The sequence below is a fragment of the Rodentibacter sp. genome (assembly GCF_057314195.1).
This window is the reverse complement of record NZ_DBHLAM010000020.1, coordinates 58,521-71,698: the sequence shown is the minus strand read 5'-3', so window position 1 is coordinate 71,698 and position 13,178 is coordinate 58,521. Positions and strand designations below refer to the sequence as shown.

Sequence of the window (13,178 nt, the reverse complement as noted above, 5' to 3'; positions counted from 1 at the left end):
CGAAAAAGTGGTTCGCCCACGTTTAACCGATGCGGAATTCTTCTTCAAAACCGATTTAAAACAAAAACTGGTTGATCGTTTACCACGCTTAGAAACCGTGTTGTTCCAACAACAGCTCGGTACATTGAAAGATAAAACTGACCGTATTGAGCAACTTGCAGGCGAAATTGCAAAACAAATCGGCGCAGACGAAGCGAAAGCCAAACGTGCCGGCTTACTGTCAAAATGTGACTTAATGACCAACATGGTATTCGAATTTACCGATACGCAAGGCGTAATGGGCATGCACTATGCCCGTCATGACGGTGAATATGAAGAAGTCGCGGTGGCGTTAAACGAACAATATATGCCACGCTTTGCCGGTGATGAATTACCAAAATCACTGGTTGCAAGTGCGGTCGCTTTAGCCGATAAATTTGACACCTTAACAGGGATCTTTGGTATCAGACAAGCCCCAAAAGGTAGTGCAGACCCATTTGCATTACGTCGTGCAGCATTAGGTGCGTTACGTATTATCGTTGAGAAAAACTTACCGCTGGATTTGGAAGATTTAGTGAAAAAATCCACCGCACTTTTCGGTGATAAACTCACTAATTCAAACGTGGTCGCCGATGTGGTGGATTTCATGCTTGGCCGTTTCCGCGCATGGTATCAAGATGAAGGCATTGCGGTGGATGTGATTCAAGCGGTATTGGCGCGTCGTCCAACTCGTCCGGCTGACTTTGATGCGCGCGTGCGTGCGGTTTCACATTTCCGTACTTTAGATGCGGCGGGAGCCTTGGCTGCGGCCAATAAACGTGTGGCGAATATTTTGGCAAAAGCGGAAGGCGACATTGGCACAATTGATGTGGCGTTATGCGTTGAGCCGGCAGAACAAGTGCTTGCGCAAAGTGTGTTAAGTTTGGCAAAAGAGGTTCAGCCGTTAATTGCACAAGGCGAATACACCGCGGTGTTGGATAAACTCGCCGGCTTGCGTCAACCGGTGGATAACTTCTTTGATAATGTGATGGTGAATGCGGAGGATGCAAAATTGCGTCAAAATCGTTTCGCCATTTTGAACACCTTGCAAGGTTTATTCTTACAGGTGGCGGATATTTCATTGTTGCAATAACATAAAACAGGATGGTTGTTTTTCCGACAACCATCCCTTTCTTTATAGACTTCAATAGATTATTTCTCTATAATCTCCCGCGCTTCCCCCCTTAGCTCAGTCGGTTAGAGCAGGCGACTCATAATCGCTTGGTCGCTGGTTCAAGTCCGGCAGGGGGGACCATCTAGATTTATCCCACCTTATTTTTCTTTTTACATTTCTTTTTTCGCTTAGGAGTTTCTATGGCTGCGGAAGGGGCTGGCGATCTAATTCGAGTGGTCTCATTGCTTGGTGCTGCAGTAGTTGCGGTGCCGTTATTTAAACGAATCGGACTGGGATCGGTATTGGGCTATTTAGCCGCCGGACTGGCGATCGGGCCTTACGGATTAAATGTCGTGGATGATCCACATGCTATCATTCACTTAGCGGAATTTGGCGTAGTGATGTTTCTGTTCGTAATCGGACTTGAAATGAAGCCTTCTCATCTATGGAGTTTACGCCGCCAGATTTTCGGGCTAGGCAGTATGCAGGTGGTGATTTCTGCGATTTTGATGACGATTGTCGGCGTACAATTCGGCGTCTCTTGGGAAGTGGCGTTCGTCTCCTCCGCCGGTTTCGTGCTAACCTCTACAGCCATCGTAATGCAAGTATTAGGCGAACGCAAAGCGCTTTCTACCAAGCGGGGGCAAAAAATCGTATCGATTTTGCTTTTTGAAGATTTGTTAATCGTACCCTTACTCGCCATCGTTTCCTTCCTTTCTCCTTTTGAAAAAACCGAAGCTTCACTACCTTGGTGGCAGTCCGCCGGCATTGCCATGCTCGCCTTAGCGGCGCTAGTCGTAATTGGCCGCTTCGTATTGAATCCGATATTCCGCATATTGGCGAATGCCAAAGCGCGAGAAGTAATGACCGCAGCGGCATTATTTGTCGTGCTCGGTGCGGGGTTATTAATGGAAGAAGCAGGTCTTTCCATGGCGATGGGCGCCTTCGTAGCCGGCGTAATGCTGTCGGAATCCGCCTTCCGTCACCAATTAGAAGCGGATATCGAACCGTTTCGCGGCCTACTGCTCGGACTTTTCTTCCTCGGCGTAGGTATGGCGCTCGATTTAAAAGTGGTGGCGGAAAACTGGCAACTTATTTTACTCGGCGTAGTCGCGTTAATGCTCACCAAAGGTATTTGTATTTATTTGGTAGCGCGTTTGGCGAGAAGCACCCTCAGAACCGCATTGGAACGTGCGCTTTTAATGGCGCAAGGTGGTGAATTTGCTTTTGTTTTATTCGCGGCAGCGCTTGCAAAAGGCGTAATTGACGAAACAGTCAACGCCAATATGACCGCTATCGTGGTACTTTCCATGGTAATGACACCGATTATTTTGGTGTTGTACGAAAAATTCGGTGCAAAAGAAACGAAAGAAGAAATTCAACCCGATGAAATTGACGAACAACATCCGATTATTATCGTGGGAATGGGGCGTTTCGGCCAAATCGTAAACGATTTATTACGCTTGAGCGGTTACGCCACGACCATTGTGGATTTGAATCCGACAATGATAAAAGGTTTCAATGAATACGGCATTAAATCTTATTTCGGCGATGCTTCGCGTCGCGAATTTTTAATTGCGGCAGGCTTGGAAAACGCGGAAATGTTAATTGTGGCGATTGATAATAAAGAGCAGGCGAACGCAATCGTGCATTTCGCGCGCGAAGTCAATCCAAACATTAAAATTATTGCACGCGCTTTCGACCGTTTTCACACCTTCGATCTTTATAATTCGGGAGCTGACGAAATTGTGCGGGAAACTTTCGATTCAGCGGTACGCACCGGTCGCTTGGCATTAGAAGCGTTGGGTATGGAATCAGCAACCGCGAAAGCCATTGCCAAATATTATTTCAAGGCGGATCGCCATGAAGTGGAATTAATGTCGCAGGTATATGAGCCGGGTATGGCGATTTTTAACAATCCGGTAATGCGTGATATTGCACAGAAATGTGACCAAAAAATGGCGGCGCATATTCAAGAAATTTTGTTAAAAGCGCAAGAACAAACACAAGAAGAAGCATAATATTTCGCCGCGCTAATCGAGCTCAAATAACAGCACCGCATTGGAAGCGACTTCAATGCGGTGCTGTTTTAAACGTTCGGCAATACTGCCGAAGTTCCTTGATATGCGGTGTTTTATGCGCCGAGTTTTTCTTTTAATACATTTAACGCGCGCGCACGGTGCGAAATTTTTTTCTTCTCGACGGTTTCCAATTCGGCAAACGTGCATCCTTGTTGCGGGCTGAAAAACAAGCTGTCGTAACCAAAGCCGTTTTCACCTTTTTCTTCGAAGCCGATTACGCCTTGACATTCGCCCTCCGCAATAATCGGCGACGGATCGGTCGGATGTCGCAAAAATACAATACAGCTGACGAATTTCGCTTGGCGTTTTTCTTGCGGCACATCGGCAAGCTCAACCAACAATTTGGCGCGATTTTTCGCATCGTTGCCGTCTTCGCCGGCATAACGCGCGGAATACAAACCCGGCGCGCCGTTTAATGCGGCCACCACCAAACCGGAATCGTCAGCGATGGCCGGCAAACCAGATTTCTCCGCAGCGTAGCGAGCTTTCAGCAAGGCATTTTCCAAAAAGGTTAAACCGGTTTCTTCCGGGCTTTCAATGCCTAAATCTGTTTGCGCCACCACTTCAAAACCGAGCGAGGCCAGCACGTCCGCCATTTCTTTGACTTTACCTTGATTGCCGGTGGCAAGTACGATTTTTTGAGCCATAATTTGTCCTTATTGTTGATAACCGGCGATTAAATCCGCCCAATTTTGTTCATTAAATCGAATTTTCATTCTGCCGGCTTCTTTAACGAAAGAACGATGCAAGCGATTTAGGTTTTCCGTTTTCCAAAAATCGCCCGATTTTTCACCACACTTATCAAAATCCAATAACCAACATTTTTGGCCGTTCTCTGTTTGTTGCACCAGAATATTGTGCGCATTGAGATCCGTGTGGCAAATTTGCAAATCGTGCAGGCGGCGAATTAATTTGCCGATTTGCCGCCAAGTTTCGCTCGGCAAAGTTTGCCCTTGCAAAAGGGCGGTCAAATCTTGCGCGTTTTCGATTTTTTCCGATAAAAGATCCGCTTGATAACAAATACCGAGTTTACCTTTTCGTACTCGTGCGCCGATAGGCTTTGGCACCGGCAATCCGGCTTCATACAGGCGTTGGAGCAAATGAAATTCGGTGAAACTGCGCGTATCGGCGAGCTCGACAAAACGATAACGATCTTTATTGAACTTGCCCCACAAGCCGCCACGGTAATAATGACGTAACGCGCAATTCACGCCGAACCAATCTTCCGTGCGTAAAAAATAAGTGGTGCCCCGTCCTTTTGCCACGCCTTCAATGCGGTGCTGTTTTCGCCAAAAGTCAGGATTGAAAAAATCCACTTGGCCTTCAAACGCGCGGTTGAAATTGAATAGGAAAAATCGGTTATCTTGCTGGAATTCAAGCATTTTGGTCGGGTTGCATAATAGAAAATGCGCCCATTCTACTTTAAAATATCGGCAAATTAAACGACAAAACCGATATTCTAAACTTCGCTTTTCAGATTTCCTCTCCGTCAACGAAGGGGTGAAAAACGAAAGAAAAGTCGATTTCCAGCAGGCATTTAATAAGGAATAACCATGTCTCTCTTCCCTCAACTGCCCAAATCTCTTTGCATTCTAAGACTTTCCGCACTGGGCGATGTATGTCACGCACTGGCGGTGGTGCAGCACATTCAGGCATATTATCCGCAAACTCAAATCAGTTGGATTGTCGGCAAAACGGAAGCGGGTTTATTAAACGGCATTCCCGGCGTGACACTGCTTCCTTATGACAAAAAAACCGGCTGGAAAGGCGTGTTTGCGTTGTGGAAACAATTAAAAAATCAACGTTTTGATGCGCTGCTGAATATGCAAACGGCGTTTCGTGCCTCCGTGTTGTCGTTAGGCATTAAAGCGCAATACAAAATCGGCTTCGGTAAAAAACGTTCACGCGAAGGGCAATGGCTATTTGTCAATCGTCGCGTGGAAGATCCGCTCTCGCCCCATGTGTTGGATGGATTTATGGCGTTTGCCGAATATCTTGGCGTGCCAAAAGCAGCGCCCACTTGGCAACTTGCCCTTTCCGAACAAGATAAGCAATTCGCCCGGCAATTTATCGATCCAACCCGCAAAAATTTACTGATTTCGCCTTGTTCCAGCAAGGCGGAAAAAGATTGGTTGGCAGAACGTTATGCCGAAGTGGCGAATATCGCCAATCGACATAATGTGAATGTGATTTTCTGCAGTTCGCCGGCAAAACGCGAATTAGAAATGGTGGAAAAAATCATCACGCTGTGTGATTTTAGGCCGACCAATGCCGCAGGCAAAACGAATTTAAAACAGTTGGCCGCCTTGATTAACCAAGCGGATTTACTGCTTTCGCCCGATTCCGGCCCGGCACATATCGCGACCACGCAAGGCACACCGGTGATTGGGCTGTACGCTTATCACAATCCGTTGCGCACCGCGCCTTATAACAATTTGGCGAACGTGGTTTCCGTGTATGAAGAAAACGCGCAAAAAATATTCGGTAAACCTTCCGCCGAATTGCCTTGGGCGACGAAACTCAAGGGTAAAAATTTGATGGAAGGCATTTCGGTTTCCGATGTGATTGCGCAAATGAAAGGGTTAAATTTCTTGTAATGTCGCTAATATTGGCTTCCTCTGCGGTTTCAATACGGTGCTCGTAGCGCACCTCAGCATTTAAGCATCGTCAATGCGGTGCCCGTGAGACCCACTGATTTATGACGGCAATTCAATGCACAACAGTGCAGTTCGCACCTATCGTCAGCCGAGGCTTTCAGTATCTGTTGCAGCGGATTTCGGCTATAATGCGCCACAATTTACAAGGCAACGGCTTGGTTGCCTTTTGTTTTTTTAAGGAAATTCTATGTTCGATAAAATTTTTTCGTGGTTTGAAAACCGCTTAAATCCTTATCCTGAAAGCAACCCGACAACACCCCCAAAAGGCTTGTTCCGCTTTATTTGGTCAAGCATCGAAGGGATGCGTGGCTGGATTTTTTTGCTGGGCCTAATGACGGTCGGCATTGGCATAATAGAGGCGATGTTATTCCAATTTATGGGCGTCTTAGTGGATTGGCTTGGGCAGTACTCGCCGGCGACACTTTGGTCAGAAAAAGGGCATCTATTGCTTGCTATGGCGGTGTTGTTAGTTATAAGCGTCGTATGGCTATTTTTCACTTCCGCAATCCGTTTGCAAACCTTGCAAGGCGTTTTCCCGATGCGCTTGCGTTGGAATTTTCATCGCTTGATGTTGGGACAAAGTTTAAGTTTCTATCAGGATGAATTTGCCGGTCGCGTATCGGCGAAAGTCATGCAAACTGCCCTTGCGGTGCGCGATACGGTAATGACAATTGCCGATATGTTGGTCTATGTGGCGGTATATTTTATCACTTCCGGTTTGGTGTTAGCGGCGTTAGATAGCTGGCTTTTGCTGCCGTTTTTAATTTGGATCGTGCTATTCGGCACAATTTTGAAATTGTTTATTCCGCGTTTGGCTAAAACCGCCGAGCGTCAAGCGGATGCCCGTTCATTGATGACCGGCCGGGTAACCGACGCCTATTCCAATATTGCGACAGTGAAATTATTCTCTCACGGTGCGCGCGAAGCAGCCTACGCTAAACGTTCTATGGAAGAATTTATGCTAACCGTGCATGCGCAAATGCGTTTGGCAACGTCGTTGGATACATTAACTTACGCGATGAATATTTTCTTAATTTTAAGCACCGCAGTATTAGGCGTGATTTTATGGCAATACGGACAAGTAGGTGTCGGCGCGATTGCCACGGCAACCGCTATGACATTGCGTGTGAACGGACTTTCTCGTTGGATTATGTGGGAATCGGCACGCTTATTTGAAAATATCGGCACGGTAAATGACGGAATGAGCACGCTGACCAAACCACATACGATCGTGGATAAGCCGAATTGTCCACCGTTAAAAGTGAAAAAAGGCGAGATCCAATTTAACGATATCACTTTTGCTTATGATCCGACTAAGCCGTTACTCAATCACTTTAATCTCACCATTAAACCGGGCGAAAAAGTCGGTTTAATCGGACGTTCCGGAGCGGGTAAATCGACCATTGTGAATTTGTTATTGCGTTTTTATGAAGCACAACAAGGCACGATCACCATTGATGGACAAAATGTGTCGGACGTACAGCAAGAAAGTTTGCGCAGCCAAATCGGTTTGGTCACGCAAGATACCTCGTTATTACATCGTTCCGTGCGCGACAATATTATTTACGGTCGGCCGAGTGCGACGGATGAAGAAATGATGCGTGCGGCAGAACGCGCCGAAGCAGCCAATTTCATTCCGTTCTTAAGCGATGCACAAGGCCGAAAGGGGTATGATGCGCATGTGGGGGAACGCGGCGTGAAATTATCCGGCGGTCAACGTCAACGAATTGCCATTGCTCGTGTAATGTTAAAAGATGCGCCAATTCTTTTATTGGATGAGGCCACCAGTGCGTTGGATTCTGAAGTGGAAGCGGCGATTCAGGAAAGCCTCGATAAAATGATGGAAAATAAAACCGTGATTGCCATTGCGCATCGTCTATCCACCATCGCGGCGATGGATCGTTTAATCGTGTTGGATAAAGGCAAAATCGTCGAGCAAGGCACACACGCCGAATTACTTGAACAAAACGGACTTTACGCCAAACTTTGGAAACACCAAAGCGGGGGATTCTTGAGCGAACACGGGCACTTGGATTAAAACATCGGCAAACACTAATGTAGTAAACAGATGTTTTACCGATTCATGTGGTTTTACATCATTATTGATAATTTTTAGAACAATTCCGTGCGCGATAGCAACATTTAAACAAGACTATGCCAACATTTCATTACCCGCAAGCCTTAACTGTCGCCGGCTCAGATTCTGGCGGCGGAGCCGGCATTCAGGCCGATCTCAAAACCTTTCAAATGCGCCACGTATACGGCACCAGTATTCTGACTGCGGTGACGGCGCAGAACACGTTAGGAATTATGGATTGCCATATACTGCCGACAACAATTATTGAGAACCAACTCCAAGCGATTGCACAAGATTTTCATATTCAAGCCTTTAAAGTCGGTATGTTGGGTAATGAAGACATTATCCACTGCCTGGCGGAAAACCTTGCGCATTGTCATTTCGGTCCCATGGTGCTGGATCCCGTAATGCTTGCCAAAGACGGCTCCGCGTTATTGTCACAAAGTGCGCTTGATTGTTTAATTAAGCGACTCATTCCACAAGCGACAATCATTACCCCAAACTTACCGGAAGCGGAAGCCTTAACCGGCATTGCGATTAAAGATCAACAATCCGTTCAATACGCCGCTGAGGCATTACAAAAAATGGGGGCCCAAAATGTTGTGATTAAAGGGGGACATTGGCAACATTCGCAAAGCGAATATTGTATCGATTATGTGTTTATGCCGACGACTCAGTTCACACTACAACATAAGCGTTATGACACACCGCACACCCACGGCACGGGGTGCACGTTTTCCGCCTGTCTTGCGGCAGAACTGGCCAAAGGTAAAGACATCACGCAAGCGCTCATCATCGCAAAACGTTTTATCAGTGCGGCGATTGAAGCTCCATTAAATATCGGTAAAGGACAGGGGCCCGTTAACCATTGGGCATATCAAAATGAAGAACATTAACTCGGTAATTAATCTGTATTTTATCGCCGGTACGCAAGACGTCGCGCATTTAGGCGGTACGCCGGAAGAAAATTTACTGAATAAATTAGAACAGACATTACGTCACGGCATCAGCTGTTTTCAGTTTCGCGATAAAGGCGAAAATTCCCTTCAACACCAACCGGCAAGACAACAACAATTAGCCGAGCGCTGTCGCGATTTATGCCGACAATATCAAGTGCCGTTCGTGATAAATGATAATGTCGATCTTGCTTTGATGATTCAAGCAGACGGTATTCATGTGGGACAATCCGACGAAGAAATTAACCAGGTGATCGCTAAAACTGAAGGAAAAATGTTTATCGGGCTTTCCATCAATAACCTAATGCAAGCGAAGCAATTTCAATCCAATCAAGCTATCGATTATTTCGGTATCGGTCCGATTTTTCCCACAGCAACCAAGCAAGATCACCAACCACCTGTCGGCATTGATTTTATTACGGAATTACGCCACCAAGGGATCACCAAACCTTGTGTGGTAATCGGTGGCATAAATGAAAGCAACGCAAAATTATTAAGAGCGAAAGGTGCCGATGGAATCGCAGTCATTTCATCTCTCGCACGCGCCTCTAATTTAGCGGAAACAATCAAAAAGTTATTGTAAAAAATTCAAAATATTTATCCGGCAACGCCAACCGATACGTCTTTACTGATTTTTCCTTCCATTTATGTCATAATCGCCGCCGTTATTTCAATATGAAGAAGGAGATACCATGCGAATTTTACATACTATGTTACGCGTCGGCGATTTAGAACGTTCCGTCCGATTCTATCGAGATGTGCTCGGTATGCGTTTACTACGTACTAGTGAAAACCCTGAATACCGCTATTCTCTGGCCTTTTTAGGTTATGACGACGAAGATCAATCCTCCGTTATTGAGCTGACTTATAACTGGGGCGTAAGCGAATACGAACTCGGCACGGCTTACGGCCATATTGCCATCGGCGTAGATGACATCGTAGCAACTTGCAATGCGGTGCGCTCCAACGGAGGTAAAATCACTCGCGAACCGGGACCAGTAAAAGGCGGCTCGACGATTATTGCCTTTGTCGAAGATCCCGACGGTTATAAAATCGAATTTATCGAAAATAAAAGCGCCAAAGCCGGTTTAGGCAATTAAATTGCCCTAAATACGGCTTTCAATGCGGTGCCATTTTGAGAGTTCTCCGAATAACGTAGGCTAGCCTGCGTTATTTTATTTTGTAAGGTTTGTTATGTCCGATGTTCAAGATTCTTCCTACCACAATCAACTCAAAAATCGTTTCCGCGGCTATTTTCCCGTGATTATCGACGTGGAAACCGCCGGTTTCGATGCAAAACAAGACGCCTTGTTGGAACTGGCGGCAATCACGCTGAAAATGGATGAAAACGGTTATTTACATCCTGATCAAAAATGCCACTTCCACATCGAACCGTTTGAAGGCGCAAACATTAATCCGGAATCCTTGAAATTCAACGGCATTGATATTCACAATCCGTTGCGCAATGCGGTATCGGAATTAGACGCAATCACCGGCTTATTTCAAATGGTACGTCGCGCCCAAAAAGAGGCTGATTGCCAACGTTCCATCATCGTGGCACACAATGCGGCTTTCGACCAAAGCTTCGTGATGGCGGCAGCGGAACGCACAAGCGTAAAACGCAACCCATTCCACCCCTTTGGCATGTTCGATACGGCAAGCTTAGCAGGCTTAATGTTCGGTCAAACCGTGTTAGTCAAAGCCTGCCACGCGGCCAAAATCCCCTTTGACGGTAAACAGGCGCATTCTGCGTTGTACGATACAGAACGTACGGCGGAATTATTTTGTTATATGGTGAATCATTTGAAAGATTTGGGCGGATTCCCGCATATCGCACCGGAACCAAAAGCCCAAAAGGAGCCCGAAATTTAAAAAAGCGATAAAACCTTAACCCGCTCAACAAATATTTGCCGAAAGCGCTTGCAATCGTTTCCGATTTCCAGTAGTTTAAGTGGCATTCTTACTTGGAGAAACAAAAATGAACATTATCCGTCACCATCACCGCCATTTCACTGAATAGTCTTTCAGGTTTTCGGCGCGCTTGGAAGATTTCTTCCGAGCTGGCGGGATAATCAATATCTTACCCCTCGGAAGGTAACTTTCGAGGGGTTTCTTTTATCACAGGAGCTAAAATGCGACATCATCAATTAACCGATTTAATACTATCCGAACCGATTTAACACTTAATTTATAAGGAAAAACACAATGTTATCAAACCCCGTTGTTATCTCAATTATCGTGCTACTCGTATTAAGCTTGCTACGCATTAATGTGGTGATCGCGCTCGTGGTCGCCGCATTGACTGCCGGCTTATGCGGTGATTTAAGCTTAAGCAAAACCATCGAAACCTTCAACGGTGGCCTCGGTGGCGGTGCTGAAGTGGCAATGAATTACGCAATGCTCGGCGCCTTCGCCATTGCCATTTCTAAATCCGGTATCACCGATTTAATCGCCTACAAAATCATTACCAAAATGAATAAAACCCCGACCGGCAATAATTTGGCTTGGTTCAAATATATGCTGTTTGGCGTGTTAGCATTATTTTCTATTTCCTCGCAAAACTTACTACCGGTACACATCGCTTTCATTCCGATCGTAGTGCCGCCACTCCTTTCCATTTTCAACAAATTAAAAATTGACCGTCGTGCAGTGGCTTGTGTACTCACTTTCGGTTTAACTGCCACTTATATGTTATTGCCGGTAGGATTTGGGAAAATCTTCATTGAAAGTATTTTGGTGAAAAATATCAACCAAGCAGGTGCTTCCCTTGGTCTGCAAACCGATGTAGCACAAGTTTCCCTAGCCATGTTGTTACCGGTTATAGGCATGATTCTAGGATTGTTAACCGCCATATTCGTCACTTACCGCAAACCGCGCGAATATAACGTCACCATTGCAGAGCCGAGCACAGCCGAAATCGAACAACACATCGCCAATATTCGTCCGAAACAAATTGTTGCCAGCTTAATTGCAATCGTCGCGACTTTCGCAATCCAATTAGTAACGAGCTCAACCATTATCGGCGGCTTAATTGGCTTGGTAATCTTTGCTTTGTTCGGTGTATTCAAACTGAAAGAAAGCAACGATATCTTCCAACAAGGTTTGCGCCTCATGGCTATGATCGGCTTCGTAATGATCGCTGCATCGGGCTTTGCCAACGTCATTAACGCCACGACCGGCGTAACCGATTTGGTGCAAAATCTAAGCAATGGTGCAATTCAAAGCAAAGGTTTAGCCGCATTCTTGATGCTGCTCGTCGGCTTACTAATTACCATGGGAATCGGTTCCTCTTTCTCCACTGTACCGATTATTACGTCCATTTATGTGCCGCTTTGCTTATCTTTCGGCTTCTCCCCACTTGCTACTGTATCCATCATAGGCGTTGCTGCTGCCTTAGGCGACGCAGGCTCGCCGGCATCCGACTCCACCCTAGGGCCGACATCCGGCTTGAATATGGACGGTAAACACGACCACATTTGGGATTCCGTTGTTCCGACGTTTATTCACTACAATATCCCGTTAATTATCTTCGGCTGGATTGCCGCCATGTACCTTTAACGATTATAATCCCCCGCCTCGGGGGATTTCTTTATGATCGTTCAACAGCTCGTTCAAACGTTAGAAAAAAAGATTCAACAACTTTATCAAACCCATCAGGCGCAGCAAGAAGAAAAGATTTTCGCAAAATTTGACCGTGCCTTATTCAGTGAAAACGGACAAACAACGGCATTTTATTTTGCCGAAATTAATCAAACACTAAAGAAAATACAATCGCTTGATTCCGACGAACTAAACCACTACAGCTTTATCGCCGAGCGTTTGCTTAAACAATGCACGGCATTATCGGAAGCATTAAATCGTAAGCGCAAATCGCCCTTGCTCAACAGCACCGCATTGAAGCCGCACCAGAAAAGAACTTCGCACGATATTCACAAACTTCCGCCGCGAGAACGCTTAGAAAAATATTACGAGGCATTGCAACAATTAAATCATTTACATCAACAACAACGCGATAACGAACGTTTAGCCGCAAACGAAAAAGAAAAAGCATATCACTCGCAACTTGCTGAACGTTACAAAAAACGTCGACAAAAATGCCAAGAAGCGATCGATTTATTAGAGGAATATTTGGCGTTTAAAAAGAAACAAGAAAATAAAAATCAGTCGAGAAAATAAAATCCAAAAAAACAAAATCCCCTTATTTTTCAATAAGGGGATTTTAAATTTGATGGCGGAGGAATAGGGATTCGAACCCTAGGAGGGCGTAAACCCTCG

General features: G+C 45.7%; 12 protein-coding genes, 2 tRNA genes and 1 other annotated feature (1 of these 15 only partly in view). Of the genes, 11 read left to right on the top strand and 3 right to left on the bottom strand.

Features of this window, described 5'->3' with window-relative positions:
• The 3 genes from glyS to ACO59Y_RS02245 form a co-directional block, all read left to right on the top strand.
• A partial coding sequence (gene glyS, locus ACO59Y_RS02255; RefSeq protein WP_486130258.1) for a glycine--tRNA ligase subunit beta occupies positions 1-1,111 on the top strand: 1,111 nt, incomplete at its 5' end.
• An 85-nt stretch (positions 1,112-1,196) separates the two neighbouring features.
• Positions 1,197-1,273, top strand: a tRNA-Ile gene (locus tag ACO59Y_RS02250).
• A 59-nt stretch (positions 1,274-1,332) separates the two neighbouring features.
• On the top strand, positions 1,333-3,153 hold the full coding sequence (locus tag ACO59Y_RS02245) for a monovalent cation:proton antiporter-2 (CPA2) family protein (protein ID WP_486130256.1): 1,821 nt from the start codon (positions 1,333-1,335) through the stop codon (positions 3,151-3,153).
• 113 nt (positions 3,154-3,266) lie between these two features.
• On the opposite strand, the gene rdgB is transcribed toward ACO59Y_RS02245, so the two are convergent.
• Positions 3,267-3,860: an RdgB/HAM1 family non-canonical purine NTP pyrophosphatase gene (gene rdgB, locus ACO59Y_RS02240; RefSeq protein ID WP_486130254.1), complete on the bottom strand. Its 594-nt coding sequence runs from the start codon at positions 3,858-3,860 to the stop codon at positions 3,267-3,269.
• Between the two features lie 9 nt (positions 3,861-3,869).
• On the bottom strand, positions 3,870-4,595 hold the full coding sequence (locus tag ACO59Y_RS02235) for a 3-deoxy-D-manno-octulosonic acid kinase (protein WP_486130252.1): 726 nt from the start codon (positions 4,593-4,595) through the stop codon (positions 3,870-3,872).
• 171 nt (positions 4,596-4,766) lie between these two features.
• On the opposite strand from ACO59Y_RS02235, the gene ACO59Y_RS02230 reads away from it, so the two are divergent.
• The 8 genes from ACO59Y_RS02230 to priC all read left to right on the top strand — a co-directional run bounded on the left by ACO59Y_RS02230 (position 4,767) and on the right by priC (position 13,079).
• Positions 4,767-5,810 carry a glycosyltransferase family 9 protein gene (locus ACO59Y_RS02230; RefSeq protein ID WP_486130250.1) on the top strand — a complete coding sequence of 348 codons (1,044 nt, stop codon included), beginning with the start codon at positions 4,767-4,769 and terminating at the stop codon, positions 5,808-5,810.
• A 247-nt stretch (positions 5,811-6,057) separates the two neighbouring features.
• Positions 6,058-7,908: an ABC transporter ATP-binding protein gene (locus ACO59Y_RS02225; RefSeq protein WP_486130248.1), complete on the top strand. Its 1,851-nt coding sequence runs from the start codon at positions 6,058-6,060 to the stop codon at positions 7,906-7,908.
• A 116-nt stretch (positions 7,909-8,024) separates the two neighbouring features.
• Entirely contained in the window at positions 8,025-8,843 is an 819-nt protein-coding gene (gene thiD / locus ACO59Y_RS02220) for a bifunctional hydroxymethylpyrimidine kinase/phosphomethylpyrimidine kinase (RefSeq protein ID WP_486130246.1), read from the top strand.
• Positions 8,830-9,486, top strand: a complete 657-nt coding sequence (gene thiE / locus ACO59Y_RS02215; RefSeq protein ID WP_486130244.1) for a thiamine phosphate synthase — start codon at positions 8,830-8,832, stop codon at positions 9,484-9,486. Before thiD ends, thiE begins: the two co-directional genes overlap by 14 nt.
• Before the next feature lie 109 nt (positions 9,487-9,595).
• On the top strand, positions 9,596-10,003 hold the full coding sequence (gene gloA, locus ACO59Y_RS02210) for a lactoylglutathione lyase (RefSeq protein ID WP_486130242.1): 408 nt from the start codon (positions 9,596-9,598) through the stop codon (positions 10,001-10,003).
• Between the two features lie 94 nt (positions 10,004-10,097).
• The gene (gene rnt / locus ACO59Y_RS02205) at positions 10,098-10,775 is read left to right on the top strand and encodes a ribonuclease T (RefSeq protein WP_486130240.1); all 678 of its coding nucleotides are present in this window, start codon (positions 10,098-10,100) and stop codon (positions 10,773-10,775) included.
• Positions 10,776-10,898: 123 nt separating this feature from the next.
• Positions 10,899-11,020 (top strand) — a sequence feature (His leader region).
• Positions 11,021-11,108: 88 nt separating this feature from the next.
• On the top strand, positions 11,109-12,461 hold the full coding sequence (locus ACO59Y_RS02200; protein ID WP_486130238.1) for a Na+/H+ antiporter family protein: 1,353 nt from the start codon (positions 11,109-11,111) through the stop codon (positions 12,459-12,461).
• 33 nt (positions 12,462-12,494) lie between these two features.
• Complete coding sequence (gene priC / locus ACO59Y_RS02195) at positions 12,495-13,079, top strand: primosomal replication protein PriC (RefSeq protein ID WP_486130236.1); 585 nt, start codon at positions 12,495-12,497, stop codon at positions 13,077-13,079.
• A 53-nt stretch (positions 13,080-13,132) separates the two neighbouring features.
• Here priC and ACO59Y_RS02190 read toward each other — a convergent pair.
• A tRNA-Ser gene (locus ACO59Y_RS02190) sits at positions 13,133-13,178 on the bottom strand (it continues 55 nt past the right edge of the window).